34 protein-coding genes and 1 riboswitch are annotated in these 26,974 nt (G+C 45.1%); of the genes, 21 read left to right on the top strand and 13 right to left on the bottom strand.

Annotated features, from left to right (window positions below; genetic code table 11):
* Positions 1–14 precede the first annotated feature (14 nt).
* Together AC0DBE_RS09065 and pepF are read left to right on the top strand one after the other, a co-directional pair.
* The gene (locus tag AC0DBE_RS09065) at positions 15–1,136 is read left to right on the top strand and encodes a competence protein CoiA family protein (RefSeq protein ID WP_457895990.1); all 1,122 of its coding nucleotides are present in this window, start codon (positions 15–17) and stop codon (positions 1,134–1,136) included.
* A gap of 229 nt (positions 1,137–1,365) precedes the next feature.
* Entirely contained in the window at positions 1,366–3,195 is a 1,830-nt protein-coding gene (gene pepF, locus AC0DBE_RS09060) for an oligoendopeptidase F (protein WP_176364382.1), read from the top strand.
* A gap of 37 nt (positions 3,196–3,232) precedes the next feature.
* Here the strand turns inward: pepF and AC0DBE_RS09055 are convergent, their stop codons facing one another.
* The 5 genes from AC0DBE_RS09055 to AC0DBE_RS09035 form a co-directional block, all read right to left on the bottom strand.
* The gene (locus AC0DBE_RS09055) at positions 3,233–3,400 is read right to left on the bottom strand and encodes a hypothetical protein (protein WP_041520918.1); all 168 of its coding nucleotides are present in this window, start codon (positions 3,398–3,400) and stop codon (positions 3,233–3,235) included.
* A 313-nt stretch (positions 3,401–3,713) separates the two neighbouring features.
* Positions 3,714–4,613 (bottom strand): protease adaptor protein SpxH, encoded by a 900-nt coding sequence (gene spxH / locus AC0DBE_RS09050; RefSeq protein ID WP_072566099.1) that lies wholly within the window; start codon positions 4,611–4,613, stop codon positions 3,714–3,716.
* Complete coding sequence (locus tag AC0DBE_RS09045; protein WP_003224612.1) at positions 4,610–5,008, bottom strand: globin domain-containing protein; 399 nt, start codon at positions 5,006–5,008, stop codon at positions 4,610–4,612. The genes spxH and AC0DBE_RS09045 overlap by 4 nt, the downstream gene beginning before the upstream one ends.
* A 254-nt stretch (positions 5,009–5,262) precedes the next feature.
* Positions 5,263–6,000 (bottom strand): lytic transglycosylase domain-containing protein, encoded by a 738-nt coding sequence (locus AC0DBE_RS09040; protein WP_250621493.1) that lies wholly within the window; start codon positions 5,998–6,000, stop codon positions 5,263–5,265.
* A gap of 14 nt (positions 6,001–6,014) precedes the next feature.
* Positions 6,015–6,587, bottom strand: coding sequence for a CYTH domain-containing protein (locus AC0DBE_RS09035; RefSeq protein WP_014113380.1), 573 nt, complete (start codon positions 6,585–6,587; stop codon positions 6,015–6,017).
* Between the two features lie 123 nt (positions 6,588–6,710).
* On the opposite strand from AC0DBE_RS09035, the gene AC0DBE_RS09030 reads away from it, so the two are divergent.
* From AC0DBE_RS09030 to AC0DBE_RS09015, 4 genes are read left to right on the top strand one after another with little or no spacing between them, the layout of a single operon-like run.
* The gene (locus AC0DBE_RS09030; protein WP_372402640.1) at positions 6,711–7,076 is read left to right on the top strand and encodes a UPF0738 family protein; all 366 of its coding nucleotides are present in this window, start codon (positions 6,711–6,713) and stop codon (positions 7,074–7,076) included.
* A gap of 28 nt (positions 7,077–7,104) precedes the next feature.
* Positions 7,105–7,740: a GTP diphosphokinase gene (gene yjbM, locus AC0DBE_RS09025; protein WP_019713982.1), complete on the top strand. Its 636-nt coding sequence runs from the start codon at positions 7,105–7,107 to the stop codon at positions 7,738–7,740.
* 18 nt (positions 7,741–7,758) lie between these two features.
* Complete coding sequence (locus AC0DBE_RS09020; protein ID WP_003224622.1) at positions 7,759–8,559, top strand: NAD kinase; 801 nt, start codon at positions 7,759–7,761, stop codon at positions 8,557–8,559.
* A gap of 14 nt (positions 8,560–8,573) precedes the next feature.
* On the top strand, positions 8,574–9,473 hold the full coding sequence (locus tag AC0DBE_RS09015; RefSeq protein WP_193427793.1) for an RluA family pseudouridine synthase: 900 nt from the start codon (positions 8,574–8,576) through the stop codon (positions 9,471–9,473).
* Between the two features lie 12 nt (positions 9,474–9,485).
* On the opposite strand, the gene prpE is transcribed toward AC0DBE_RS09015, so the two are convergent.
* Positions 9,486–10,220: a bis(5'-nucleosyl)-tetraphosphatase PrpE gene (prpE, locus tag AC0DBE_RS09010; RefSeq protein ID WP_472961857.1), complete on the bottom strand. Its 735-nt coding sequence runs from the start codon at positions 10,218–10,220 to the stop codon at positions 9,486–9,488.
* A 233-nt stretch (positions 10,221–10,453) separates the two neighbouring features.
* Here prpE and AC0DBE_RS09005 point away from each other — a divergent pair, with 233 nt between their 5' ends.
* The 10 genes from AC0DBE_RS09005 to cotO all read left to right on the top strand — a co-directional run bounded on the left by AC0DBE_RS09005 (position 10,454) and on the right by cotO (position 19,446).
* Positions 10,454–12,298, top strand: coding sequence for a monovalent cation:proton antiporter family protein (locus AC0DBE_RS09005; protein ID WP_014113385.1), 1,845 nt, complete (start codon positions 10,454–10,456; stop codon positions 12,296–12,298).
* 61 nt (positions 12,299–12,359) lie between these two features.
* A riboswitch (TPP riboswitch) is annotated at positions 12,360–12,468 on the top strand.
* An 81-nt stretch (positions 12,469–12,549) separates the two neighbouring features.
* Positions 12,550–13,257, top strand: coding sequence for a thiaminase II (gene tenA / locus AC0DBE_RS09000; protein ID WP_019713986.1), 708 nt, complete (start codon positions 12,550–12,552; stop codon positions 13,255–13,257).
* On the top strand, positions 13,235–13,852 hold the full coding sequence (tenI, locus tag AC0DBE_RS08995; RefSeq protein WP_072182825.1) for a thiazole tautomerase TenI: 618 nt from the start codon (positions 13,235–13,237) through the stop codon (positions 13,850–13,852). The genes tenA and tenI overlap by 23 nt, the downstream gene beginning before the upstream one ends.
* Complete coding sequence (gene thiO, locus AC0DBE_RS08990) at positions 13,836–14,945, top strand: glycine oxidase ThiO (protein ID WP_472961854.1); 1,110 nt, start codon at positions 13,836–13,838, stop codon at positions 14,943–14,945. The genes tenI and thiO overlap by 17 nt, the downstream gene beginning before the upstream one ends.
* Positions 14,945–15,145 carry a sulfur carrier protein ThiS gene (gene thiS / locus AC0DBE_RS08985; protein WP_072182824.1) on the top strand — a complete coding sequence of 67 codons (201 nt, stop codon included), beginning with the start codon at positions 14,945–14,947 and terminating at the stop codon, positions 15,143–15,145. The genes thiO and thiS overlap by 1 nt, the downstream gene beginning before the upstream one ends.
* Positions 15,142–15,912, top strand: coding sequence for a thiazole synthase (gene thiG, locus AC0DBE_RS08980; RefSeq protein ID WP_472961852.1), 771 nt, complete (start codon positions 15,142–15,144; stop codon positions 15,910–15,912). Before thiS ends, thiG begins: the two co-directional genes overlap by 4 nt.
* Complete coding sequence (gene thiF / locus AC0DBE_RS08975; RefSeq protein ID WP_372402644.1) at positions 15,909–16,919, top strand: thiazole biosynthesis adenylyltransferase ThiF; 1,011 nt, start codon at positions 15,909–15,911, stop codon at positions 16,917–16,919. Before thiG ends, thiF begins: the two co-directional genes overlap by 4 nt.
* A 17-nt stretch (positions 16,920–16,936) precedes the next feature.
* Positions 16,937–17,752, top strand: a complete 816-nt coding sequence (gene thiD, locus AC0DBE_RS08970; protein ID WP_014113391.1) for a bifunctional hydroxymethylpyrimidine kinase/phosphomethylpyrimidine kinase — start codon at positions 16,937–16,939, stop codon at positions 17,750–17,752.
* Between the two features lie 136 nt (positions 17,753–17,888).
* A complete protein-coding gene (gene fabI, locus AC0DBE_RS08965; protein ID WP_014113392.1) occupies positions 17,889–18,665 on the top strand; it encodes an enoyl-ACP reductase FabI in 777 nt (258 codons plus the stop codon).
* Positions 18,666–18,765: 100 nt separating this feature from the next.
* Positions 18,766–19,446, top strand: a complete 681-nt coding sequence (cotO, locus tag AC0DBE_RS08960) for a spore coat protein CotO (RefSeq protein WP_072566104.1) — start codon at positions 18,766–18,768, stop codon at positions 19,444–19,446.
* 91 nt (positions 19,447–19,537) lie between these two features.
* Here the strand turns inward: cotO and cotZ are convergent, their stop codons facing one another.
* The 5 genes from cotZ to cotV form a co-directional block, all read right to left on the bottom strand.
* Positions 19,538–19,987 carry a spore coat protein CotZ gene (cotZ, locus tag AC0DBE_RS08955; protein WP_014113394.1) on the bottom strand — a complete coding sequence of 150 codons (450 nt, stop codon included), beginning with the start codon at positions 19,985–19,987 and terminating at the stop codon, positions 19,538–19,540.
* 127 nt (positions 19,988–20,114) lie between these two features.
* On the bottom strand, positions 20,115–20,603 hold the full coding sequence (gene cotY, locus AC0DBE_RS08950) for a spore coat protein CotY (RefSeq protein WP_014113395.1): 489 nt from the start codon (positions 20,601–20,603) through the stop codon (positions 20,115–20,117).
* A gap of 151 nt (positions 20,604–20,754) precedes the next feature.
* Positions 20,755–21,273: a spore coat protein CotX gene (gene cotX, locus AC0DBE_RS08945; protein WP_014113396.1), complete on the bottom strand. Its 519-nt coding sequence runs from the start codon at positions 21,271–21,273 to the stop codon at positions 20,755–20,757.
* Positions 21,274–21,367: 94 nt separating this feature from the next.
* The gene (cotW, locus tag AC0DBE_RS08940) at positions 21,368–21,691 is read right to left on the bottom strand and encodes a spore coat protein CotW (RefSeq protein WP_090557728.1); all 324 of its coding nucleotides are present in this window, start codon (positions 21,689–21,691) and stop codon (positions 21,368–21,370) included.
* A 41-nt stretch (positions 21,692–21,732) separates the two neighbouring features.
* Positions 21,733–22,119 carry a spore coat protein CotV gene (cotV, locus tag AC0DBE_RS08935; RefSeq protein ID WP_014113398.1) on the bottom strand — a complete coding sequence of 129 codons (387 nt, stop codon included), beginning with the start codon at positions 22,117–22,119 and terminating at the stop codon, positions 21,733–21,735.
* Between the two features lie 161 nt (positions 22,120–22,280).
* Here cotV and yjcA point away from each other — a divergent pair, with 161 nt between their 5' ends.
* The 4 genes from yjcA to spoVIF all read left to right on the top strand — a co-directional run bounded on the left by yjcA (position 22,281) and on the right by spoVIF (position 23,749).
* Complete coding sequence (gene yjcA, locus AC0DBE_RS08930) at positions 22,281–22,637, top strand: sporulation protein YjcA (protein ID WP_090557727.1); 357 nt, start codon at positions 22,281–22,283, stop codon at positions 22,635–22,637.
* A gap of 278 nt (positions 22,638–22,915) precedes the next feature.
* Complete coding sequence (locus AC0DBE_RS08925; RefSeq protein WP_072566105.1) at positions 22,916–23,122, top strand: hypothetical protein; 207 nt, start codon at positions 22,916–22,918, stop codon at positions 23,120–23,122.
* 81 nt (positions 23,123–23,203) lie between these two features.
* Complete coding sequence (locus AC0DBE_RS08920) at positions 23,204–23,362, top strand: YjcZ family sporulation protein (protein ID WP_014113402.1); 159 nt, start codon at positions 23,204–23,206, stop codon at positions 23,360–23,362.
* Between the two features lie 132 nt (positions 23,363–23,494).
* On the top strand, positions 23,495–23,749 hold the full coding sequence (gene spoVIF, locus AC0DBE_RS08915) for a sporulation-specific transcription regulator SpoVIF (RefSeq protein ID WP_014113403.1): 255 nt from the start codon (positions 23,495–23,497) through the stop codon (positions 23,747–23,749).
* A gap of 72 nt (positions 23,750–23,821) precedes the next feature.
* On the opposite strand, the gene AC0DBE_RS08910 is transcribed toward spoVIF, so the two are convergent.
* Positions 23,822–26,101, bottom strand: a complete 2,280-nt coding sequence (locus tag AC0DBE_RS08910; protein ID WP_472961844.1) for an ATP-dependent helicase — start codon at positions 26,099–26,101, stop codon at positions 23,822–23,824.
* Between the two features lie 119 nt (positions 26,102–26,220).
* On the opposite strand from AC0DBE_RS08910, the gene AC0DBE_RS08905 reads away from it, so the two are divergent.
* The gene (locus AC0DBE_RS08905) at positions 26,221–26,475 is read left to right on the top strand and encodes a hypothetical protein (protein WP_003224670.1); all 255 of its coding nucleotides are present in this window, start codon (positions 26,221–26,223) and stop codon (positions 26,473–26,475) included.
* A 73-nt stretch (positions 26,476–26,548) separates the two neighbouring features.
* Here the strand turns inward: AC0DBE_RS08905 and AC0DBE_RS08900 are convergent, their stop codons facing one another.
* Complete coding sequence (locus tag AC0DBE_RS08900; RefSeq protein ID WP_090557725.1) at positions 26,549–26,971, bottom strand: GNAT family N-acetyltransferase; 423 nt, start codon at positions 26,969–26,971, stop codon at positions 26,549–26,551.
* Positions 26,972–26,974 lie beyond the last annotated feature (3 nt).

Raw genomic sequence — 26,974 nt, 5'->3', positions numbered from 1 at the left:
CTGAAGACGGCCAAATGTTTCACCTTCTAGGCGCTCGGCAAAGCCAGAAATTAAAGCGGAGACGATTCTTCTGCCCGGTGTGCGGGGGTGAGCTTGCTGTGAAGCTCGGACTCCAAAAAGCACCGCATTTCGCCCATAAACAGAACAAATCCTGTTCGATAGACATAGAACCGGAAAGCGCCTACCACTTAGAAGGAAAAAGGCAGCTGTATATATGGCTGAAAACGCAACAGGCTTCCCCGAAATTAGAACCGTATATCAAGAACATCAATCAAAGACCGGACATCATGACAAAGATCAAGGGACGCATGCTTGCTGTTGAGTATCAATGTGCCACTCTTGCTCCAGATGTCTTTCAAAAGCGAACAGAGGGCTTCAAACAAGCAGGAATCATCCCGCAGTGGATTGTGGGACACAGCCGCTTAAAACGCTCTGCTCCATCCTTTTATCAGCTTTCTGCTTTCCATTGGCAGTTTATCAATGCAAGTCCATACAGGGAACTGATATGTTATTGCCCGGAAACACGTTCTTTCCGCCGGCTCAGCCACATCATTCCGTTTTACACAAACCATTCTTATTCCTCCGTTCAAACGATCCCTATCCATCGGGCTGCTGCAAACGATCTTTTTTTTACTGAACCGACGCCCGCATTTCAATATTCCGGCTGGACGAAAGCGATTCACCGTTTTCGCCATAAAGCCCATCGGTTTATCTCCAAGGAAACAAATCGCCTCAGGCTGCTGTTTTATGAAAAGAGGCAGACACCCCTTTCTTTTCTTCCGACGGAAGTGTTTGTCCCTGTTATAAAAGGGGCTGTTTTTCATAGTCCGGTTTTTGTGTGGCAGGGGTTTTTATATCTGTTTATTACGGATCTGGGATATAAACGCGCGCCAATTCGCTTTTCAGCCGTTTTACAGCAGTGCAAACTGCACATTCATAAAAAGAACATTTCACTCAGATACAAATGCAGCGAAGATTGTCTTTCTGAAGCGGTGAAACAGTACATTGATTTTTTGTGCAAGAAGGGATTTTTAAGGGAGACTCAGAAAGAAGTATATGTGCTGAATCAGCCTGCAGAGGGCGTACGCTCATTACAGGATCTCATAGAAAGTGACCGCAGCTGTTTTATAGAATGAGTTTGTCTCATTTGGCTCACCCTAAGACAAAGGTGGTGGGCTGGCTGTGAAAGGCACAAAAGAAAAGGTTTTTCGTGTTTTTACTGCTTTTTTGGCATTCGTTCTCTTCATTACTGCATATGATTTGACAAAAGGCAGTGAAAAACCGGAAGATATTCACAACACAAGTTTATTGAGAAACAGCGGTTTTTTCAATTGGCTTGAATCAAAGAAAACGAGGGGGATCACCATGGCTGAGGAAAAAAAAGCAAACCAACTGCCTGACAGAAGTGAGGTAAAGGCAGAAGACACATGGAGACTTGAGGATATTTTTCCTACTGATGAGGCCTGGAATAAAGAATTTCAAGCTGTAAAAGAATTAATTCCGAATTTATCTAAGTATAAAGGAAAGCTGGCAGATTCAGCCGATCATTTATACGAAGCTCTTACGTTCCAAGATAAAGTGATGGAGCGGCTGGGCAGGCTGTACACATATGCGCATATGCGCTCTGACCAAGATACCGGGAACTCTTTTTATCAGGGGCTGAATGATAAGGCGGGAAACCTATATACACAGGCCGCAAGCGCGACAGCTTATTTGGTTCCGGAAATTTTATCCATAGAAGAAGACAAACTGCAGCAGTTTATTCTTGAAAAAGAAGAACTGAAACTGTACTCTCATGCGATTGAGGAGATTACAAAGGAACGCCCGCACGTGCTGAGCGAGAAGGAAGAGGCGCTGCTTGCTGAAGCTTCTGATGTGCTGGGTTCATCTTCCAATACATTCAGCGTATTAAATAACGCCGAGATTACATTCCCGTCCATTAAAGATGAAGAGGGGAATGAAAAACAGATCACTCACGGGAATTTTATTAATTTCTTAGAAAGTGAAAACCGTGAAGTCCGCAAAAATGCCTTTGACGCAGTATATAAAACATACGGTCAATATAAAAACACAATGGCCACGACGCTAAGCGGCACTGTGAAAAAGGACAACTTCTACGCGAGAGTGAAAAAATACAAATCAGCACGTGAAGCGGCGCTTTCTAACAACAGTATTCCTGAGGAGGTATACGACAACCTCGTCAAAACGATTAATAAGCATTTGCCGCTCCTGCACCGCTATATCGCGCTGAGAAAGAAAGTGCTTGAGCTTGATGAGGTGCATATCTATGATCTGTATACACCGCTTGTGAAGGATGCGGGGATGAAGGTCACGTACGAGGAAGCCAAAGATTACATGCTGAAAGGTCTGGCACCTTTAGGGGAAGAATACGCATCCATCTTAAAAGAAGGGCTGGAAAACCGCTGGGTCGACGTTTATGAAAATAAAGGCAAACGAAATGGCGCTTATTCATCAGGAGCTTACGGCACGAATCCGTATATCTTGATGAACTGGCATGATAACGTCAATAATCTCTTTACGCTCGTGCACGAGTTTGGACATTCCGTACACAGCTACTATACGAGAAAGCACCAGCCATATCCATACGGCAATTACAGTATCTTTGTCGCGGAAGTTGCGTCTACGACAAACGAAGCGCTTCTTGGCGAATACCTGCTGAACAACTTAGATGATGAAAAACAGCGCTTATATATTCTCAACCATATGCTTGAGGGCTTCAGAGGAACGGTCTTTAGACAAACGATGTTTGCTGAATTTGAACATCTGATCCATACAAAGGCGCAAGAAGGGGAGCCACTTACACCTGAGCTTCTGACAAATGTCTATTACGATCTGAATAAAAAGTATTTCGGAGACGGCATGGTGATTGATAAGGAAATCGGCCTTGAATGGTCACGGATTCCGCATTTCTATTACAATTACTATGTGTATCAGTATGCGACAGGGTACAGTGCTGCCCAAGCGTTAAGCAGCCAGATTTTAAAAGAAGGAAAGCCGGCGGTTGACCGTTATATTGACTTCCTGAAAGCGGGAAGCTCACAATACCCGATTGATGTCCTGAAAAAAGCGGGCGTTGATATGACGTCTCCAGAGCCGATTGAAGCTGCGTGCAAAATGTTTGAAGAAAAACTTGATGAAATGGAAGAGCTGCTGATGAAAGTCAAGCAGTCTTAAAAAAGAAAGCCTGTGCAAAAATGACGCACAGGCTTTTTTAAAACCCTTTAAAGGTTTTCCGATGGTTCAGGCGATAGAGGGTAAACAAAATAGACAGAAACAGCAGAGGAGAGGTAATATAAAGCGGCAGCATATGCATCATGCCTAATATATTCAAACAGAAAAAAACGGCAATGCACACAATTAAGATCACAGTATACATCATGGCGGTCCCCCTCGTCCTTTTTCCTTATTAGGATATGAGTGAATGTACTTCGTTATGTTTTGTGACAAAAATATGAACATTAAGCATAGAGGTTGTCAACAGTCGACATCTTTTGTTATCATAAGGATGTGAAATTGATCACAAACAAACATTACCCCTTTGTTTGACCGTGAAAAATTTCTCCCATCCCCTTTGTTGTCGTTAAGACATATGAAACCGCGCTTATCCCGGCGCGGTTTCTTTAGTGCTATGGACAGAACGTATGTTTGGTGTCGGTGCAAAAAAACAGCCTCAAGCATATACACGCCTGCGGCTATTTTTCACATGATTGATATTCATCAGTATAAGTGCTGAGAGACTTCCAAAACATTCCGTGTTTGGCTTCCACTTTGGCAACCTTTTTAGCAAATGCCAATTTTTTCATTTCTTTTTCTACCTCTTCAAGGCTCAGGTCATAAACTAGAGCAATTTCCTTGGAGGCAACGAAGCGGAAATATTCAATAAAACATTCCAGAGGCGGTGTTTCCGACGGCTTCGGCTCGTCGCCAAGCATCTCAAATAAGATTTCTTCATATACATCATATGAATAGCTGCCGGGTACTTTAAGTCCTTCGTCCTCATGCTGTGTATTGAAAAACGTCAGTGTCGGATTGACGGAAACATCCATCTCAGCGGCAATTCTCATATCACATTGAAGCGCCTTGACCGCGCTTTGAGAATGCAGGTCATTTTTGAACTCTTCAAGATCGAGACTCGTTTTTTCTGCGATTTCCAAAAGCACGTTTTCATCCGTGATATTTTTCTTTGAAACAAACAGACTCTCCTGCATATTTCTGAGAAATTGCATGCCGACTTTTCTTCCTTGCAGTTCGGCTGCTTTAAAAGCGAGAGCAGCCATATAAGGCGATGAAAGCGGCTGATCCTGCTCGAACCAGACATTGCCGTCACACGACATGCCGGAGCGGCTCGCGATCTTTTCCCATGCTTCTGCGAGAAGATGCTTTTTCCGTTTCTTATTTAACGCGGTAAGGCTTGCGGAAGCTATAATGCGTAATGTGAAAAAGCGTCCGTATCTAATTTTCAGCTTTTTAATGACGGGCTCTAAGGACCAGCATTCAGGACATAAAGGGTCTACAAACATGTAAATTTCAAGCGGTTTTTTTGGATGGCCGTGGCAATGGGCGAAGTATTGCTCATGCTGATAGTTTGTCAAGATGATCGATCCTCCGCTTCCGTTTGATTCACCATATGCCTTGCTGTCAATTCCAGCCGGCCAAACAAAAACTCACGAATATCGCCCTCCAGCCCTACATGGTCCATTGCGTCCTTCATACAGCTGAGCCACGCATCAGCTCTCTCGTTTGTAATTGGAAAGGGAAGATGCCTTGCTCTGAGCATGGGGTGGCCGTGTTCCTCAGTATAAAGCGGAGGCCCGCCTAAATACTGAGTCAAAAATTGCTTCTGTTTCCTGGCGGTTTCTGTTAAATCGCTCGGAAAAATTGGCTTCAGCAAAGGATGAGACGCGACACGCTCATAAAAAGTATCAACAAGTTGCGATAGAAGTTCCTCTCCAATCGCTTCATAAGGTGCGTTAAACGATTGTCCCATGTTGACTACTCCTTTAAATATGGCTAATAGGAATCATAAATCCTATTGCAAAAAGTAATTTTCTGTATTTCAACATTTCATCTAAATTTATTTTAGCAACAAGGCATCATTTCTACAAACAAACTGCCTTTTATGCGTTTGATGACTAGTTTCGGCTGTAAGCCAGGGTTTGTATTTCATATCATATCACATAAAAATCAGGAATGCGTAAGATTTCACTTCGCAAAAAAACCAGAGGGCAGAAGCCGCTCTGGTTACGCGTAATAAGCTGAAGTTATTTTTTTTACATAGTTTTGCGTTTCTTGAAAAGGAGGAATACCTCCGTATCGGTCAACATTTCCCGGTCCGGCGTTGTAGGCTGCTAATGCCATAGACACATTGCCGTCGTATTTATTCAGCATTTGTTTTAAATATTTCGTTCCGCCCTCCACATTTTGCTGCGGATCCAGCGGATTAGAAACGCCAAGTGAGCTTGCCGTTGACGGCATGAGCTGCATTAGGCCCATTGCACCTGCTCCGCTGACCGCTTTTGCATTAAAGCCTGATTCCTGCTTGATGACGGCACGGATTAGTTTTTCATCGACGCCATATTTATCAGCTGCTTTTTTTATAGCGCTATCAATGGAGAAGTCTCCCGAACTGATCTGTTTTGCTTCATGTTTGTTTGAAGGTGAATCTGCAGCAGCTGTTTCGGTGCTTTCTGCCGCTTTTGTGATATAACCTGAATTGCTATTTGTATATGAATTAAGCCCATAAGCTGAAAGCAGTGACGGCGCTGTTGAAGAAGCGCTGTTCAGCAGACTGAGCGGGCTTGACGTTGCAGAGGATGCTGTTGGTTGCGGAGTCGCCAGACCGTTTGTATATTGGCTAAGCAAAGAGCTGAAGCTTGAGAGCGGGCTTTCCGCATCATTTTGAGTGCCTGTGCTGCGTGCATTAGATATGGACTGTAATGCTTGAAGCTGAAGTAAAGCTGCCCAATTCGTTACATTCACGATGTCATTCCACCTTATATAGACTTTCGTTTTTCTTCATAAAAACGCAGAATTTTATTTTTGGTTTCGCGCTGAGGAATGCTGAATTGCTGAAGCAGCTTCTCAAAGGCTTGTTTGCCCTCATGCCAGTCTGCCGCCTCAAATTCGATTTCATAGTCCTCTTTATTTAAATATCGGCTATGGTCTAAAACTATTAAGCCTTTTTCTGTTTCTTTTTCCGCGCGGTTTGTTGCTAAAGATCCAAAGTATTGAATGGCATCTGTATCGATCTGAAGCTTGTGCAGCTGGTCCTTCACAGGGCCTTCGGGAACTGAAAAGCCAGTAAGGTCTGATACCTCTGAAAGCCGCTGGTGCGTTTCCAGAAGCCCTACATCTGCCGGTTCTTTTAACGTCAGGACATACTCTCCGTTTTTTCTGCGGATTCGCAGCGCAGCGTGTTTTTGTTTCAGCGCAAAGCTGCCTGTGTCAAAATAATGATTCTTTTGATCTGTAAAATCTTTTTCTGTCAGCTTGAGTGCGGCTGTTATCGTTTCAAATTCTTGTTTGGTCAGCATGTTTTTAAATTCTATTTCAATTTCTTGGCTCATGATGCTCTTCCTTTCCGCCCTGTAAATCTTATTTTTACTATTATCTCTTTAGATGTTAGGTTTATCAATATCCAGCTTGATATGATAAAATGAATCTGTACTTTGTTTAAAAAGGAGAGCATTATGCAAAACAGAATCGAAATCTTGAACGCAACATTATCGGATGATCAGCTTCGCCTTGCCTGTGAGACGGAAGGAAACGAAGCAGAACGCAAGCCGTCAGGTCAAATGCTTGTTGATTCTGACCACTTTGCTTTTGTATACATACTTGAATTAGCTGATTCTTTTGAATATGTCATTATAAAGGAACATGTATGGCCGGAACTGAAGCAGGCTCATGCACAAAGAATCCCGATTGTTTTAGAGGCCGGAGGCAAAACCATTGAACTGGCAGGCTTGCATGAGGAACTGGAGTATCTTTTAGAAAATATTAAAGATAATGCAAACTACGGAGAAATGGAAGAAAAAGTGAAACGCGTGTTTTTATAGAAACTGGTTCGGAATTGGGGGATGTATGATGGATGACAAACAATGGGAGCGTTTTTTAGTGCCGTACCGCCAGGCTGTCGAAGAGTTGAAAGTGAAACTCAAGGGGATCCGCACATTATATGAATACGAGGATGACCATTCTCCGATCGAATTTGTGACCGGGCGCGTCAAACCTGTGGCGAGCATACTTGAAAAAGCGAGACGGAAAAGCATACCGTTACATGAAATTGAAACCATTCAGGATATCGCAGGCCTTAGAATCATGTGCCAATTTGTCGATGACATCCAAATCGTAAAAGACATGCTGTTTGCCAGAAAAGATTTCACCGTTGTGGATCAGAGGGATTATATTGCGGAACATAAAGAGAGCGGGTACCGGTCATATCATCTTGTTGTGCTATATCCTTTACAGACGGTGTCCGGAGAAAAGCATGTTCTTGTGGAAATACAGATCCGTACGCTGGCGATGAATTTTTGGGCGACCATTGAGCATTCATTGAATTATAAATACAGCGGAAACATTCCTGAAAAAGTAAAATTAAGGCTTCAGCGTGCTTCTGAAGCGGCTTCCCGGCTTGATGAAGAGATGTCGGAGATCAGGGGTGAAGTACAGGAAGCTCAAGCTGCCTTTTCAAGAAAGAAAAAAGGAAGCGAGCAACAATAGGTAAAGGGGAAGAAAAGCATGAAATTTGCCGTATCATCAAAAGGTGATCAAGTTTCTGATACGCTGAAAAGCAAAATACAGGCGTATTTGTTGGATTTTGATATGGAACTGGATGAAAATGAACCGGAAATCGTCATTTCAGTTGGGGGCGATGGAACGCTTTTGTACGCTTTTCACAGATACAGCGACCGCTTGGACAAAACAGCATTTGTCGGCGTTCACACGGGTCATCTGGGGTTTTATGCCGACTGGGTTCCTCATGAAATTGAAAAACTTGTTCTCGCGATTGCGAAAACGCCGTATCATACCGTCGAATATCCGCTTCTCGAAGTGATTGTGACCTATCACGAAAACGAGCGGGAAGAAAGATATTTAGCATTGAATGAATGCACGATTAAAAGCATAGAAGGAAGCCTTGTGGCTGATGTGGAAATCAAGGGACAGCTCTTTGAAACCTTCCGGGGCGACGGCCTCTGCCTGTCAACGCCATCTGGCAGCACCGCCTACAATAAGGCGCTGGGCGGAGCGATTATCCATCCGTCTATTAGAGCGATCCAGCTTGCGGAAATGGCTTCTATTAATAACCGCGTATTCCGGACGGTCGGATCGCCGCTGCTTCTCCCTTCCCATCATGATTGCATGATTAAGCCGAGAAACGAAGTTGACTTTCAAGTGACGATTGACCATTTAACCCTTCTTCATAAGGATGTAAAGTCGATCCGCTGCCAGGTTGCATCCGAAAATGTGAGGTTTGCGAGATTCCGTCCGTTTCCATTTTGGAAAAGAGTCCAGGATTCGTTTATCGGAAAAGGTGAATAGAAAGAGGACGTATCGTGGATTATTTTTTTATCAGAAAGAACATTACTTCCGCTGAAAACGGGATAACTCTAAAAGAATATGCCGCTGAACTGGGAATTTCGAAACGTCTGCTGACCGATATCAAGTTTGGCGGTGGAGACCTGCTTATCAACGGTGAGCATGTGACGGTCAAATACGTTTTGAGAGAGGGAGATCTTCTTGTCGTCAAGTTTCCTGAGGAACAGGTAAGCGAGACGCTATTGGCAGAGCCTGTTCCGCTCGATATCCTGTATGAGGATGAACATGTACTTGTGATAAACAAGCAGCCGTATGTGTCATCTATCCCTTCGAGAGAGCACCCATCCGGCAGCATTGCCAATGGAATTATCCATCATTATCAAAAAAACGGAGTGCGGGCGACGGTTCACCTTGTAACCCGGCTTGACCGGGATACATCTGGTGTCATGCTTGTTGCCAAGCATCGCTTTGCCCACTCCATTTTATCGTCAGCGCAAAAAAACGGGCTTGTGAAACGCCGGTATGCGGCAGTGGTCCACGGGCGGTTGACACAGGCGGAGGGAACAGTCGATGCTCCGATTGGCAGACATCCTGACAGTATTATTGAACGGACGGTGACACCGGACGGCCAGAAGGCTGTTACTCATTTTTATGTCACATGCGCAAATGACGACTTGACCTCGGTGACATTGCAGCTTGAGACTGGACGGACCCACCAAATTCGTGTTCATATGAGCTATCTCGGGCACCCGCTGTGCGGCGATACACTGTACGGCGGAACGAGGCGGGAAATTGGCCGCCAGGCCCTGCACAGCGAGCAGCTTTCATTTATCCATCCGCTGACACAGGAGAACATGACGTTTCATGCTTCACTGCCTCAAGATATGAAAGAACTGATAAAAGGAGAGAATCAATGATTCTCTCCTTTTTTATATGGGGCGAAATCTTGATTCGTCATAAGGCAGGGAACTTGGAACAGAGACGGTTTCTATTTCTGGAAAGCGAAAGCCTGTCAGTTTATTTCCGAACACGCAGCCTGTATCAATGTTGATGGTGCGATTGACCTTCCGAGGCTCTTTCACAGGTGTATGGCCGTATACGACCCAAGCCTTGCCGTTATAGGCTGCCGCCCAATCACGTCTGACGGGTCTGCCGTCCGGATACGTTTCACCCGTCACATCACCGTAAAGCACAAAGTCTTTCACTCTGCGGGTATATTTGCCGATATCGTCAGCCTTTATGCCAGCATGGGCGACAACTAATTCTCCGTTATGTAAGATGTCGTAAAGCGGCGCTGTTTCGTACAGATTCATAAACTGTTCGCTTACTGCTGTTCTTTCTTCTTTAGAAAGTTCTTCAAGCTCTGCCGCTGTTGTTTCGAGACCATGCATCACTTTCACCGGATTTCCTTTTAAGTAGCGGAACAGCTTATTGCAATGATTTCCCGGGACATAACGTACAGCGCCTTTTTCGTAAGCGCCCGCTACAAAGCGGATGACCTCTATCGATTTGGGTCCTCTGTCGGTTAAATCTCCGGCAAAAACAAGCATCCTGCCTTCCTCGTGGACAGGTACTCCATTTTTGATCGTATAGCCAAGCTTTTGGATTAATGCAGTCATTTCGTCATAGCAGCCATGAATATCGCTGATTATGTCGTAAGCCATTCGGCATCCTCCTTACCAATGATTTTATTTATTATGATGCAAAGTGTTGTGAGTCATCACAAGCTTTTATGTGCAAATTATAGAAGAATCATTTTCTAAACAGGATTTAGACCATATTACTTTATTTTTTATCATCACCCTTGTTAAAATCGCGTTATGTTTTTTTAAAAATTGAGGTTTTGTTCTTTGATTAAGAACTGGCATAACCCTGATCTAAAAAGGAGGTTCTGATTATGGCGCATACATCTGTCGCATCTTTAGTTGTTGTACTTATCGTTGCATTTTTGACACCCATCCTTTTGCATCGGTTTAAACTCAGCATCCCGGTTGTTGTTGCTGAAATCATTATGGGATTGATCATAGGAAAAAGCGGCCTTAATTTAGTTGTGGAGGGTGACACATGGCTCCAGACGCTTTCTATGCTCGGATTTATCTTTTTAATGTTTTTAAGCGGGCTTGAAATTGATTTTTCATCGTTTGAGAAAGGAAAGAAAAAGCAGCTTATGCCGAACGGCAAAGAAGCGCCTAATACGTTTGCTGCGGCATCTATTATCTTTGGCGGTATTTTTATTTTATCATTGCTGCTGTCTTATGGGTTCGTCTTGGCAGGATTTATCGAAAATGCATTCTTAATGACGCTTATTATTTCAACGATTTCATTAGGCGTTGTCGTTCCAACGTTAAAAGAAGAACGAATCATGAATTCAAATATCGGGCAGATTATTTTGCTCGTTGCTGTTATTGCTGATTTGGCTACGATGATTCTTCTTGCTGTTTTTTCCTCTTTATACGGAGAGGACAGCGGAAACATGTGGCTTCTGATGATCCTGTTTGCAGCCGGAGTGGTGCTTTACTTTTTCGGCCGGGTCTTCAAACATCGCTCTTTTGTTCAATCCATGTCAAAAGGGACGATCCAGATCGGAACGCGCGCGATTTTTACGTTAATTATCGTACTCGTTGCCCTGTCTGAATCACTTGGGGCAGAAAATATTCTCGGCGCTTTCTTAGCAGGGGTTCTCGTTTCCCTTCTTTCACCAAACAAAGAACTTGTTCAGCAGCTGGATTCATTCGGCTACGGGTTCTTAATTCCGATTTTCTTTGTGATGGTCGGTGTGAAGCTGGATATATGGACCCTTTTCCAAGATCCGAAAATATTAATCATGATTCCACTTCTGCTTTTGGCGCTGTTAGTCAGCAAAATCATTCCTGTCCTGTACTTGAAGAAGTGGTATGATAACCGAACCGTTTTGGCATCTGGTTTCCTGCTGACATCAACGCTTTCGCTCGTGATTGCCGCTGCGACAATCGGCCAGCAGCTTCACGTGATCAGCGCAAATATGTCAGGAGCGCTGACGTTAGTAGCCGTCATTGCCAGTATTTTTTCGCCGGTCTTCTTTAAAAAATTGTACAAACGGGAGGAGCAGCCGGAGGAGAAAAAGACGATTACGTTTATCGGTGCAAACCAAATGACATTGCCTGTTACTCTTGAGCTGCCGGAGGAAGAGTATGATGTGCGTGTTGTACACGTATACCAAGAGAATGCGGAGGAAAAGCTGTCAGAATCAGTATTTACTGTCGAAACGATTTCTGACTATGAACACGAGACGCTTGAGTCACTCGGCATTTTTGATACGGATATCCTCGTTGTTGCGACAGGGAATGAAGACATGAATGCGGACATTGCATTACTTGCAAAAGAAAAAGGCACAGAAAGAATCATTGCCAGCGTAGGATCACCGGAGAATGAAGCAGCTCTGAAGGAGCAGGGAATCAGCATCTTTTCTATTTTGTTGTCAACAAAAACACTGCTTCGCGCTCTGATAGAAGCGCCTGGAGTCATGAGGCTTCTCACGAACCAGGAGTCTTCGCTGTATCAAATTAATATGGAAAACAGCACTTACGACGGTGTGATTTTGCGGGAATTCCCTTTAACAGGCGACGTCATCTTTGTCAGGATTTTCAGAGGTGTGGATAGCATCGTTCCACATGGGGACACAAGGCTGAAACTGGGAGACCGCTTAATTGTTACCGGATCTCGCGGGTACGTAACGGAGCTTAAGAAAACATTAGAAGGATAAACCTTGACCAAATAGGGATTCGTGTTAATATAGAGGTGCAGAACAATTCAATATGTATTCGTATAACCACTAGGGGTGTCCTTCATAAGGGCTGAGATAAAAGTGTGACTTTTAGACCCTCATAACTTGAACAGGTTCAGACCTGCGTAGGGAAGTGGAGCGGTATTTGTGTTATTTTACTATGCCAATTCCAAACCACTTTTCCTTGCGGGAAAGTGGTTTTTTTATTTATCAGACAGGGGGAATGACGTGTGAAGTTTTCAGAAGAATGCCGCAGTGCAGCCGCAGAATGGTGGGAGGGGAGTTTTGTCCATCCGTTCGTTCAGGGAATCGGTGATGGAACGCTTCCGATTGACCGTTTTAAATACTACGTGCTTCAGGATTCTTATTATTTAACGCATTTTGCGAAGGTGCAATCGTTTGGCGCCGCTTATGCGAAGGACCTTTATACAACGGGACGGATGGCAAGCCACGCCCAAGGTACATATGAGGCGGAAATGGCGCTTCATCGCGAGTTTGCGGAGCTGTTGGAAATCAGTGAGGAAGAGCGTAAGGCGTTTAAGCCGTCTCCTACGGCATACTCTTATACATCCCATATGTACCGTTCGGTTTTGAGCGGGAATTTTGCTGAGATCTTAGCTGCCCTGCTGCCATGCTACTGGCTTTATTACGAGGTAGGTGAGAAATTGCTGCATTGTGATCCGGGGCATCCGATTTATCAGAAGTGGATCGGCACATACGGCGGTGACTGGTTCAGACAGCAGGTCGAAGAGCAAATCAATCGGTTTGATGAGCTGGCGGAAAACAGCACGGATGAAGTGCGCGCCAAGATGAAAGAGAATTTTGTTATTTCCAGCTTCTATGAATATCAATTTTGGGGAATGGCCTATCGAAAAGAAGGCTGGTCCGACCGCGGCATAAAAGAGGTGGAGGAATTTGGAGCTTCACGCCATAACTGATGACTGCAAGCCGGTTGAAGAGTTAGCGAGAGCCATCATAGCTATTCGGAATGAAGTTGATTTTATACACATTCGGGAACGGTCAAAATCGGCGGCCGACATTTTGAAACTGCTCGGGCTTATTTCCGAAGGCGGTGTTGATAAGCGAAAACTGGTCATGAATGGGCGAGTGGATATTGCGCTTTTTTCTACGATTCATCGCGTGCAGCTGCCGAGCAGCAGCTTTTCGCCGAAGCAGGTCAGAGCCAGATTTCCTCACCTTCATATCGGTCGGTCGGTGCATTCGCTTGAGGAAGCGGTTCAAGCAGAAAAGGAAGACGCTGACTACGTGTTGTTCGGCCATGTGTTTGAAACGGATTGTAAAAAGGGTCTTGAAGGCAGAGGTGTGTCATTGCTGTCAGATATCAAACAGCGGATATCCGTCCCGGTTATTGCGATCGGCGGAATGACGCCGGACAGATTAAGAGACGTAAAACGAGCAGGAGCAGACGGTATTGCAGTCATGTCGGGAATTTTTTCTTCCGCTGACCCTTTGGAAGCTGCCAGACGATATTCCCGCAAGCTAAAGGAGATGCGCTATGAAAAGGCATTATGATGCAGTTGTCATTGGAGGCGGAATTATCGGTTCCGCGATTGCTTATCATTTAGCAAAGGAAAACAAAAACATCGCATTGTTTGAAAGTGGAACAATGGGCGGCAGAACAACAAGTGCTGCTGCCGGAATGCTGGGCGCCCATGCCGAGTGCGAGGAACGTGACGCGTTTTTTGACTTTGCCATGCACAGCCAGCGTCTGTACAAAGGTCTTGGAGAAGAGCTTTACACATTATCCGGTATTGATATCAGACAGCATAACGGCGGTATGTTTAAGCTTGCGTTTTCTGAAGAAGACGTGCAGCGGCTGAGGAAGATGGATGACTTGGATTCTGTCAGCTGGCATACAAAAGAAGAAGTTTTAGAAAAAGAGCCGTATACGTCTGGTGACATTTTCGGGGCAGCCTTTATTCAAGATGATGTGCATGTTGAGCCTTATTTTGTTTGTAAGGCATATGCGAAAGCAGCGAAAGCGCTTGGGGCGGAGATTTTTGAGCATACTCCTGTCCTGCATGTCGACCGTGACGGTGAGGCGCTGTCCATCGAGACGCCGAATGGTAACGTATGGGCGGATCATGTCGCGGTTGCCAGCGGGGTGTGGAGCGGAATGTTTTTTAAACAGCTTGGGCTGAACAATTCATTTTTCCCTGTAAAAGGGGAGTGCCTGTCTGTTTGGAATGATGATATACCGCTGACAAAAACACTTTACCATGACCATTGCTATATCGTACCGAGAAAAAGCGGCAGACTGGTTGTCGGCGCGACAATGAAGCCGGGTGACTGGAGTGAAACACCGGATCTTGGCGGATTGGAATCAGTAATGAAAAAAGCAAAAACAATGCTGCCGGCCATTCAGAATATGAAGGTGGATCGTTTTTGGGCAGGACTGCGGCCGGGAACAAAGGATGGGAAACCGTACATCGGCAGACACCCTGAGGACAGCCGTATTTTATTTGCAGCGGGCCATTTCAGAAATGGGATTCTGCTCGCTCCGGCAACGGGCGCTTTGATCGGTGATCTCATGATGAATAAAGAGGTCAATCAAGACTGGCTGCACGCATTCCGAATTGATCGCAAGGAGGCGGTTCAGATATGATGCTACAGCTGAACGGTAAAGACGTGAAGTGGGAAAAAGACACAGGTACAATTCAAGACCTGCTGGCGTCTTATCAGCTTGAAAATAAAATTGTTATCGTTGAAAGAAATAAAGAAATTATCGGCAAAGAACATTATCACGAGGTTGAACTTTGTGATCGCGATGTTATTGAAATTGTCCATTTTGTAGGAGGCGGATGAGCATGTTAACAATTGGCGGGAAATCATTTCAATCAAGATTGTTGCTGGGCACGGGGAAATACCCATCGTTTGAAATTCAAAAGGAAGCGGTGGCCGTTTCCGAGTCTGATATTTTAACATTTGCTGTGCGGAGAATGAACATCTTTGAAGCGTCTCAGCCTAATTTTCTGGAACAGCTTGATTTATCCAAATATACGCTTCTGCCGAATACAGCGGGCGCCAGCACCGCTAAAGAAGCGGTCCGGATTGCAAGATTGGCAAAAGCGTCAGGGCTTTGTGACATGATTAAAGTCGAAGTCATCGGATGCAGCCGTTCTTTGCTGCCTGATCCTGTTGAGACATTAAAAGCGTCCGAACAGCTTCTTGAAGAAGGCTTTATTGTGCTCCCGTACACGTCGGATGACGTTGTACTGGCAAGAAAACTGGAAGAGCTTGGCGTGCATGCCATCATGCCGGGGGCATCTCCGATCGGATCGGGGCAAGGAATCTTAAATCCTTTGAATCTGTCATTTATTATTGAACAGGCGAAAGTGCCGGTCATCGTGGACGCCGGCATTGGATCGCCTAAAGACGCGGCATACGCAATGGAGCTTGGAGCGGACGGCGTACTTCTCAATACGGCTGTATCAGGCGCGAATGATCCTGTGAAAATGGCGCGTGCCATGAAGCTTGCGGTGGAAGCAGGGCGCCTTTCTTATGAAGCGGGGCGTATTCCGCTTAAGCAATACGGAACGGCAAGCAGTCCGGGAGAAGGTCTTCCTGTATGACGGACAGGTACTCCAGACAGGAGCTGTTTGCTCCGATCGGCCCAGCCGGCCAGAAGAAATTGAAAGAAGCGCGCGCCGTGATCATCGGCGCCGGCGCGCTTGGAACAGCGAGTGCTGAAATGCTGGTCAGAGCAGGAGTCGGCTCTGTGAAAATTGCCGACAGAGATTACGTTGAATGGAGCAACCTCCAGCGCCAGCAGCTGTATACAGAAGATGATGTCAAAAAAGAAATGCCGAAAGCGGCCGCTGCTGAGCATCGTCTCCGTTCGATTAACAGCGATGTCGATGTGACTGGCCTTGTCATGGATGTGACAGCGGAAAATATCTTCGAGCTGATTAAGGGCGCTTCGATCATTGTGGATGCGACTGATAATTTTGAAACCCGCCTGATCGTAAATGATGCTGCGGTCAAAGAAGGGATTCCTTTTCTCTACGGCGCCTGTGTAGGGAGCTACGGCCTCACCTTTACCGTAGTGCCGGGATCAACCCCCTGCCTGCATTGCTTGCTCGATACACTTCCGATTGGAGGAGCGACATGTGACACAGCCGGCATCATCAGTCCGGCTGTTTTGCAGGTAGCGGTCTTTCAGGTGACAGACGCGCTGAAGCTGCTGACGGGAGAGGGGTGCGAGCCAGTGCTGCGCTCCTTTGACTTGTGGAAAAACGAACGGTCAGAGGTGAGAGCGGCGGGTCTCAAACATGACGCATGCCCAAGCTGCGGCACAAAGGATTTTCCGTTTTTGTCATATGAAAACCAAACAAAAGCGGCTGTATTGTGCGGCAGGAACACGGTGCAAATCAGATCATCCTTTACAAAAGAAGCGGATCTTGAAGTGCTTGCCGGTCAGCTGAAGCAAGCAGGGCTTGAAGTAGCCGCGAACCCGTATTTAATTTCCTGCCGCTCGGATGATATGAAAATGGTGCTGTTCCGGGACGGCAGAGCATTGATCCATGGAACAAATGATATTGCCCGGGCAAAATCTATTTATCATAAATGGATTGGGTAATAAAAGGAGTGTAATGTATGAGTATATATAAAGCATTGACAATCGCCGGCTCTGATTCAGGCGGCGGCGCAGGGATACAGGCCGATATTAAAACCTTTCAGGAGCTTGAAGTTTTCGGAATGTCTGCGATTACGGCGGTAACCGCCCAAAATACGCTTGGCGTCCATGGGGTGTATCCGCTGACTGTAGAGGCACTGAGACAGCAAATTGACGCTGTTGCCGAGGATTTGAAACCGGACGCCGTAAAAACGGGAATGCTCTGGAATGCCGAAATGATTGAAGAAGTGGCGAGAAAAATTGACGAGTACGGGTTTAACCGTGTGATTGTTGATCCGGTTATGATCGCAAAGGGCGGTGCATCCTTGCTGCACGATGAATCAGTTGCTACCTTAAAAGAGCTGCTCATTCCGAGGAGCTACGCGATTACGCCGAATGTTCCGGAAGCAGAAACGCTGACAGGAATGACAATCCGCTCGCTGGATGACCGAAAAAAAGCAGCGGAGCAGCTCGTAAAGATGGGGGCGCAGCATGTGATTATCAAAGGCGGGCACCAGCCTGAGGACAATCACATTACTGACCTTCTTTTTGATGGAAACATGTTTATGCAAATCAGCCATCCTTATATCGATACGGAGCATACGCATGGCACGGGCTGTACCTTTGCTGCGGCTTTAACGGCTCAAACAGCTAAAGGAGACAGCATCCATCAGGCATTCGAGGTTGCGGCCAACTTTGTCCGCGAAGCGGTGGAAAATACGCTCGGCATCGGATCGGGCCACGGGCCGACAAACCATTTCGCCTTTAAACGAAACAGCTTAAAAACAAGCCAATGAGATCACCAGCGGATGGTGATCTCTTTCACGTTTGTCTATCGTATGCGCTTTTCATCTGGACAAGGTTATGATATGATAGGAATTAAGATCAGGTACTAATACTATGTCTTTATAAAATATAGGAGGCTTTATACATATGAATTTTTCACTTGAAGGCCGCAACATTGTTGTGATGGGGGTAGCCAACAAACGCAGTATCGCGTGGGGAATTGCGCGCTCTTTACACGAAGCGGGTGCACGTTTGATTTTCACATACGCAGGAGAACGCCTTGAGAAATCTGTTCACGAGCTTGCCGGTACGCTAGAACGCAATGATTCCATTATCCTTCCTTGCGACGTAACAAACGACGCGGAAATCGAAACTTGCTTCGCAAGCATTAAGGAGCAGGTCGGTGTGATCCACGGTATCGCGCATTGTATCGCGTTTGCCAATAAAGAAGAGCTCGTCGGCGAATACTTAAACACAACTCGTGACGGTTTCCTTTTGGCCCATAACATCAGTTCATATTCTCTGACAGCTGTTGTGAAAGCTGCACGTCCGATGATGACTGAAGGCGGAAGCATTGTCACTTTGACTTACCTTGGCGGAGAGCTTGTGATGCCGAACTACAACGTCATGGGTGTAGCGAAAGCTTCTCTTGATGCAAGTGTGAAATACTTAGCTGCTGACTTAGGAAAAGAAAATATCCGCGTTAACAGCATTTCTGCCGGCCCGATCAGAACATTATCTGCTAAAGGCATCAGCGATTTCAACTCCATCTTAAAAGACATTGAAGAGCGTGCGCCGCTTCGCCGCACGACAACACCTGAAGAAGTGGGCGATACAGCTGCGTTCTTATTCAGCGATATGTCCCGAGGCATTACAGGTGAAAATCTTCACGTTGATTCAGGTTTCCATATCACTGCCCGCTAAGCAGGATCTATGTCAAGCAATCCCGAACAGGGATTGCTTTTTTATTTCTTCTGATTTTCAGCTTTCTGTCATATAGATAGAATATGACACAATCGGAGGGATGAAGATGTCTAATAAGAAAAGAAACGCGGATAAAAAACCGCTCATGTATATTGTTCAGCCGGATTATGCAGAAACAGCAAGATCATCCATGCAGGAGATTGTCATCAAAAAAAAGGCTAAACCCGCTCCGCCAAAAGCAGAGGAAAAGCCGGCCTACCATGAGAAACAGCAGGAGGAAGCCGTGGCAAAGGAGGTCCAGCAAGCAGACCAAAAGCCTGCAGCTGAGCCAGTGAGTCAGCAAACACAAGAGGTGAGAGAGCCAGAGAACACAAAGAACCAGCAGGAGCAGGAAGCAGAGCCGCAGGCCATTGAAGAAACCGTCGAACACGAGCCTCCGAAAGCAGAAAAAAAGGAAGAGCCTGCGCTTGAGGCCCGGAAGCCTGAAAAAGAACCGGAAGCTGTCCACAGTGCTGATAAAGCGGAGGAAAAAGCACCGCCGGCACGAAAAGTGAAAAAGCCGATGAGCAAGATGACGATTCATGAAAAAATTGATTTTTTAACAAAGCTGCCTCATAACATGCCGAGAGCGCTTTGTTTGATTGAAGCCAATGGAAGAACGTACAGGGGCGTGATTGTCGGAAGAAGAAATGATTCCGTCCTGCTCCGGACGACTGGAAACGGTGCGCCGACTGAACTGTCGATTGATGAAATCACCTCTTTACATCCGCTCGGTTTTTAATAAAATGAAAAAAGCTGCCCGGCAGATCTTCCCGGACAGCTTTTTTACATAGAGAAAAGCCTGCAGGCCTGCAAGCTTTTCCAGCTTATGATTAATGGTGATGATGCGTGCGATTGATTAATCGTGGATTTAAGCAGTTGATTGCGCAAAAGCAGTCTAAGTCCACTTCAATGCAGTAGTTCGTTTTTTCAAGTCGGAACACTTCACAAACCGTATCTGTATCGGTGAAGTCCAAAATGTGTTTGTGTTCGTCAAATGCGATTAATAATGACAGTGTTGCGCAGCTGTCATGAACTTTTTCCACTCTGAAAAATACTGTATTAAAGCAAGGGCCGTTATCGAGTTCGCCGACATTTCCGAAGGCCACTAAGGGCTTTGATTTTGATGTAAATATTGCAAAAGGCACCGTATCGCCTAGCGAATGGGTTGGTGACAAAAGCTTTGAATGGCAGCTTGTCGGGCAGTCCTCTTCAACAGCGTGTTGCAGTTCTTCAATATTTTCTACAGCTTCACGCACGCAGCATGATGTTTTCTGGCTCATATTATCCCTCCTGCCTTATAAATTTGAGACTGGCGAAATGATGGAGAGTCAGCTGCCTCACGCTGGAAGCAGCTGAATAATTTGCACCTGTAATAGAGTTTGGAAGGGGATTCCTCTTTACAAGTGTTTATCCATTGTGATGATGCTTTTTATCTCTGTTAGGGGATGTTCTGTCAACTAACTCTGGCGACAGGCACTGAATGGCACAGAAGCATCCAAGATCCACTTCAATGCAGAAATCTGTTTTTTCAAGCCCGAAGAAATCCGGGTCGCAAGGGTGGCAAACACTTAAGGTATCGCCTTTGACATCGACCGGGCGTAAAATAGACAGTGTTGCACAGCAATCGCATAATTTTTCGACGCGGAAGAAAATGGATTCAAAGCATTGCATATCATCCACAAATCCCCCCACGTTTCCGAATGTGGAGAACAATCCGCCTTTTTTATCAAAAACGAGAAACGGAATTGTGTCTTTTCCAGCAATCGTAGGGTTTAAAAGGTTGGTATAGCAGCCAGTCGGACACTGTTCTTCAACTGCCTCCTGCTCTGCTAAAATCTTTTCCACTGCATCGCATACACAGTTCTCATGCCGGCCATGGGTTTTTCCGCAGCTCATTGATTTCAGCTCCTTCTTTATAGGGTATTTGACTTTAGTCCTTAACAACATATGTACCCGTGCCCCACTTGGTGTGGGTGAACGTCTATATATTCATCATATGCTTGGAAAATAAGAAAAAGCAGAGCGTTTTTAGCTCTGCTTTTAAGTCCTAGAGGACAAGAGTAATAACTAGGATAGCTACGAGGGTATTTGTTGCTGTAGAGATAAGTGTTGCGATATCGGCATCTACTGTTGAGACGTTTACGCCGCGGGAGCATTCGATGAGAACTTTTTGGCGGTTTACTTGTTTGTTAGCTGTAAGCTGCAATAAATCTTGTGCGACTAATTCGGCAATTACTCCGTCTGCAATGGATGTCAGAGTAGCTGTAACTACAGCGGCATTAAGCGCTGTTACAACTGATGTTACTGCTTGAACGTCTGTAGATGTAACGTTAATGTCACAAGAATCTCTGATAATAATCGTCTCATCGGAGACTTGTTTGTTGAGATTTGCCTGAGCTAGATCTTGGTCGATGAAGGCGTTGTCGTTGCCAAAAAACCCATTGCCATTACAGCAAACATCGCAATGACATTTTCTTTCGTGTTTTTCTTTCTCTTTCTCTTTGTCATCTAACGGATGGTCACAGTCAGGATCAAGTGCAACCCAAGAATATGGTCTGCTTTCCATATCTATTCCTCCTTTTCTTTTACTGTTATTAAATGAGCGAGCCTCTTACTTTGACTGAGTCATATATCTTGATGAAGCGCCCTATTTTTTATGATTAATTTGAATTGTTATTATTTTGCCGTCTTTGTCTGAGCTGTTCAATTAGCTGTTCTCTGCGGCTTAGCGGTTTTGCGTTCTTTTGCTCTTGCACCGATTCTTCTTTCTTCTTCTTCTTTTGGTTTTCAATTAATGCTTCTGATTTAGCCTGCAAATCCTTTACCAGATTCAAGAGCATTTCTTTTTCTTCGTCTGATACTTCTTTCATTTTGTCTTTCGTAACACCATGTTTAAGAAATATATTTTGGACCAGCATTTTCGTCATCGGATCAACTTCCGGAAGCTTAGCAAGCTCTTCTTTGATTTTATCGTTGTCTGACATTTGTTTTCACCTCGACTTTTAAGTTTGTGAAAAAGAAAGGGTTAAAGGACGTCAAGTTCATTGAGAATGCTGTTTAACACCTGAAGCAAGATTTGTACAAAGGTTATTATCTCGTCGGCAGACAAAGTAATTGTGATGTTTCGGCTGTTGATAATTTTAATAATGGTTCTTTTTTTGATTTGGGAGTTATCCAGAATAAGAATTTCACTTGCCACTGCGTCAGCCAAATCCTCGTCGGCGATGACGAGCTGAGTCGCCAGGATAATCATGGTTGTCACAAAGGCTTGTATAGAAAGGGCAGATGTTATATGTGATGTATCTATTGTGATATTTTCGCAATCAATGACTTCGATCTGCTGTTCGAATTCGCTTGATAATTGCTCAAATATTGCAGGGTGCAGGGATTCAACTTCTTCTTCAAACGACATAACCTTCACTCCTTTCTTATCCATACTCTATATAATGCAAATGGGGTGCAGAGCGGAATAATAAAAATAACCAATTTTCCGCCGGACAAGATACAATTCATGAAGAATAGGGTTTTGGCATATATGTGAAAGGGATCATGATTGGGAAAAGGAGTGAACAAGTGGTTATTAATGGGCTGACAATTGTTCTTCTTTCGCTTGCGGTCTTTCGGCTCGCTCGGCTGCTGGTGTTTGACACGATTATGGCGCCGCTTCGCAGCCTGTTTCATGAAGAGAAGGAGGAAAAGAATGCAGACGGGAACATTGAAACGTATATCGTGATTAAGGGAACGGGGGTAAGGGCGTTTATTGGTGAATTGCTGAGCTGCTATTGGTGCACAGGCGTGTGGTGCGCCGGCTTTTTGATTTTATGCCAGGCATTAATCCCGCAAATTGCCCAGTGGCTGATTTTGCTGCTGGCGATCGCCGGTCTTGCCGGTATTATTGAAACACTTGTATCAAAATGGCTGCAGGAATGAGGCGTTCCCACCAGCAACTTTTCACTAGCATCCGCATAAAGTAGCATATATGACATAAGGAAAGGAAGGGACCATAATGAATCAAATCAATAAACCTTCCCAAAAAACTCCATATACGGATTCATCGTCTCAATCAAAAAAGATCAAAAAGAAAGGCTGCGGGTGCGGAAAGAAAAAGAAAAAACCTCAATAACCTGGCAAAGAAACCGGAGATTTCCGGTTTTTTGTTTTTAACGGAGCGGTCTCACTCAGCATATATCATGAGTGGGGGGATGCCAGTGAATGAGTTTGAAAAATGGATTGACGGGAGATATGAAGCTCACGAACAAAAGCAAAAAGAGCATGAAGACACTATGAGCAGTATCAGAAAAGACTTGGATGCATTTGATGGAGCCGGTTTGGCGTTTGAAGAGGAGATTGAAGAACTGGCTGAAAAAACTGAAGCCTTGCTCAAAAAACACAAGGCTCAGTACGAACAATCATAAATCCGCAAACGCCCTATGCGAATATCCAAGCCGATTAAGGCTGCACACATAGTGTATAGAGAGTAAAGGAGGTGCTTATCTATGGGCTTTGGATACGGATTCGGAGGAGGCTACGGCGGCTGCGGCTATGGCGGCGGTTATGCTGGCGGTTACGGCGGCGGCTATGGTTCAACATTTGTTCTTTTAGTCGTATTGTTCATTCTCCTTATCATCGTGGGTGCATCTTTTTATAACTTCTAAGGTTTATTGAGGGAAGTACGGGTGATGTCCCGTACTTCCTTGCCTTGTGTTCATTTTTTATTTTTGGAAAAAGCACATTGAACAATGGGTATTCATACAATACCGTATCACTCCGCCAAAAGGAGGCGTATTATGGATAATCAATTTTTTAAGAACATCGAAAAGAAAACAGGTGTCAATATGCAGGATGTCATGAATCTTGCCGGATCCCTTCAAAACGCCAATTTTAAAGACGAAAACACAGTCCGCAGTGTCATTAAGCGCGTAGCGCAGCTGGCAAACAGACGCGTGCCGAAAGAATTAGAAGATAAGATTGTTCAGTCCATTACAAGCGGAAAAGAAAAGCTTGATTTTGGTACGATTTCTAAAATGTTGGATAATAAATAAGCAGAGGGCCTGGCTGACTCATTTCAGCGGGCCTTTTTTATAGAAAAAACCCGGCAGATCACTGCCGGACTGTTAGTTATGCAAGGGATGTCTTGCTTGCTGTAAAAGAGGATATAAAAATCTTGAACGGTGGGCCGTTTTGCCGCGCCTGTTTGCGGGACAAGACAAATATAAATGCTGTTTGGCCCGGGTCATGGCGACATATAAAAGGCGTCTTTCTTCCTCAAGAGGAGCTTCATCTCCTTTTCTCGCTGTTTCTAATGAGAAATCGTGCGGAATCGAGCCATCTACCGTGCCTAACACGTAGACGGTTTTGAATTCAAGCCCTTTTGACCGGTGAATGGTCATCAGCTGAACGCCATTTTCATCCGTTTTGTTTTTCTCAGCGGCTCTCATATGGTCTACGTGGGCGAGAAAATCAGGAATCGTTTTGAACTTCTTGGCGACGACCTTGATGTCACGCAGGTCATCGGATCCTTTTTCCAGCTTGTTGCTCTCATTGCCCCGTTTTTTTAAATACTCGGAGAAGCCCATTTTTCCTTCTGCAAAGGTGATCGCTTCCACCGGCTTCATTGTGCGGAGGCTTGCGAAAAACGGTACGATCTTCTTGATTTTGTCCAGCTGGAATGGCTTTAGATCAGACAGTTTGGCCAGCGCTTTAATCATGGAGCAGTCCTCGGTAATCGAGAGCGCCTTCAGCGTGTTCAAAGCGGACTGTTTTAAGAACAAGGCTGGCAGCAAGTGCTTAATCGCCTCAGTGTCATCCTCATTTTGGCTGGCGTACAAGTATGCGAGAATCTGGCGGACGATCCGTCTGCTGTAAAACGATTGGACGCCGCGGTCTGCTGTATATGGAATTGACGAATGATGAAGTCTTTCGTATATAGCACGGCCTCCGCTGTTTGTGCGGTAGAGAACTGCAAAGTCTTCAGGTCTTGCCCCGTTTTGAATTTTTTCTTTGATATCGGAAACGACCATTGTTGCTTCTTCCTCTTCGTCATAAGGATAAAACAGCACAGGGACCTGGACGTCATCTCGCGCCGCTTCAAGCATTTTGGCATACCTGTTTTTGTTCTTTTTCACGACGATATCAGCACTGGAGACGATCGGGTGCGTAGACCTGTAGTTCGCGGTTAAATAGATCGTCTTCGCTCCAGGGTAATCCTTTTGAAAATCAAGAATAAAAGACGGATTGCTTCCGCGGAATGCGTAGATAGACTGGTCATCGTCACCGACGCAGCACAGGTTTTGCTCCGGGCTTGCCAGCATTTGCATGATTTTATATTGAACCGGGTTAATGTCCTGAAACTCATCAATTAAGATATAAGTAAACCGAGATTGATATTGTTCCAGAAGATCCGGCCGATCGATAAACAATTCATAGCAGGCTGAAGCCATGTCATCAAAATCAAATTGGTTGTGCTCTTTTTTCTGGCGTTCATAATGTTCATATAATCGATAGACTTGTTTTTCCCACTCATCTTGTAAAGGGATGCGTTCATTCGGCACATAAGTGTTTTTCCAGAAACCAATCTGCTGCAGGGCCTGATCAACAGGGAAATCCTTCTCATCTATACCTTCTTCATAGAGTGCTTTTTTGATATATTGTTCCCGCTGCCACTCCATTTTCAGCAGATGCTCGCCGTTCCATTTAGCAGAATCATAGTGATACAAAATCTTATAAAACAAGCTGTGGAATGTTCCGGTGACAAGTCTTCTCACTTTTGCAGGCTGTAATCCGTACTGCTTCGCCATACGCTCTTTCATTTCGGCGACGGCTTTTGTCGTAAAGGTGACAAGCAGCATGTTTTCCGGCGGTATGTCTAAGTGTTCAATCATGTGGGCGGCGCGAGCCGTTAGCACCCGTGTTTTCCCGCTTCCCGCACCTGCAAGCACTAGCAGTGGGCCTTCCGTTTCCGTGACAGCTTTCAGCTGATCCGTGTTCAAGCCGACAGACGGAAATAGATTCGTATCAGGTTCTATTGTTTTTTGAACAAATGGTGTTCCGGGTTTAATGCTTCTCGGCCGCTTCCATTCAGTGACAGCTGAAGACGATTCAGCAGCGATCGCTTTTCCCTTGGGCAAACGAAAGACACCGGATTCCTGATCGTCTTCTTTTTTCTCCTCTTTAGCGGGTTTCGTTTCGCAGGCTTCCTCACATGCCGGAAAATGGCCTGGCTGGCGGTGGATAAACTCCGGCGGATCGGTGATATTGAGCCTTAACAAAACGGGTTTTCCGCAATGAGAACAAAATAAATGTCCTTTTATTCCTTCTTCAAAGAGGAATTGGTAATGTTCTCTCGAATATGTATGTAAATGTATAGTTCGATCATTCAGTCGGGCGCATTTCAAACAGGGATCCTCCCAATCAAAAAAAGGTGTTCATTACAGACAAAGACTATCATATCAAAAGAAACGTGTTTCAAAAAGTAAGTTTAAGGGAAAAGAGACAGCAGAAGGGTGGGTATCGTATGATATATGCAGGTCAAATTCAGAACCAGCAATACGCTCAATATGCAAATAGAACGATTGGACATAAGCAGGATTACGCCGGAACCGAAAAAATCAACTATGTCTCGTTTCAGCGGGTATACAAGGAACTTGAAAAGCAGCAGGAGAATCAAACGGCCGCTGAAAGAAAAGTAAACGAGACAAAACGTAAGCGCTCTCTTTATAAGAGATTGCGAGAAAAAGGAATGGGCACTTATATTAATCGATATGTATAAAAAACCGTTCACATCAAGAGAACGGTTTTTTATGTGCGGAAAAAATCCGGATCTCAATAGACCCGGATGCTGTTTAGTCTTTAATCATTTGTAAGTGGGGAATGCCGGCATCGAGAAATTTTTTTTCAGAAAGCACGCGATACCCGTGTTTCTTGTAAAACGGCACAGCCTGCGTTTGCGCGTTTAAAATGAAACCGGAAGCGCCGCCGTCTGCCGCCGCTTTTTCGAGTGCCTTCATAATGATGCCGCCGACACCGGAGGAGCGGTGGCTTTTCAATACGCAAATCCGCTCTAACTTGCCGTAGCCGTCCTTCATACGCCATCTTCCGGCGCCGACAGGCTTTCCGCCGTCATACACGACGATATGCTCCGACTCATTTTCAAGTTCGTCAATTTCTTCTTCAGCAGGTACGTTTTGTTCTTTGACAAAGACTTCTTTTCTTACATAAAATGCATCTTTCATTTGTTCTTCATTTTTTGCGATAACTGCTTCCAAACG

Source organism: Bacillus sp. VA15 (assembly GCF_055721145.1).
The sequence above is the reverse complement of the archived record's forward strand: the minus strand, read 5'-3'. Positions and strand labels throughout refer to the sequence as shown.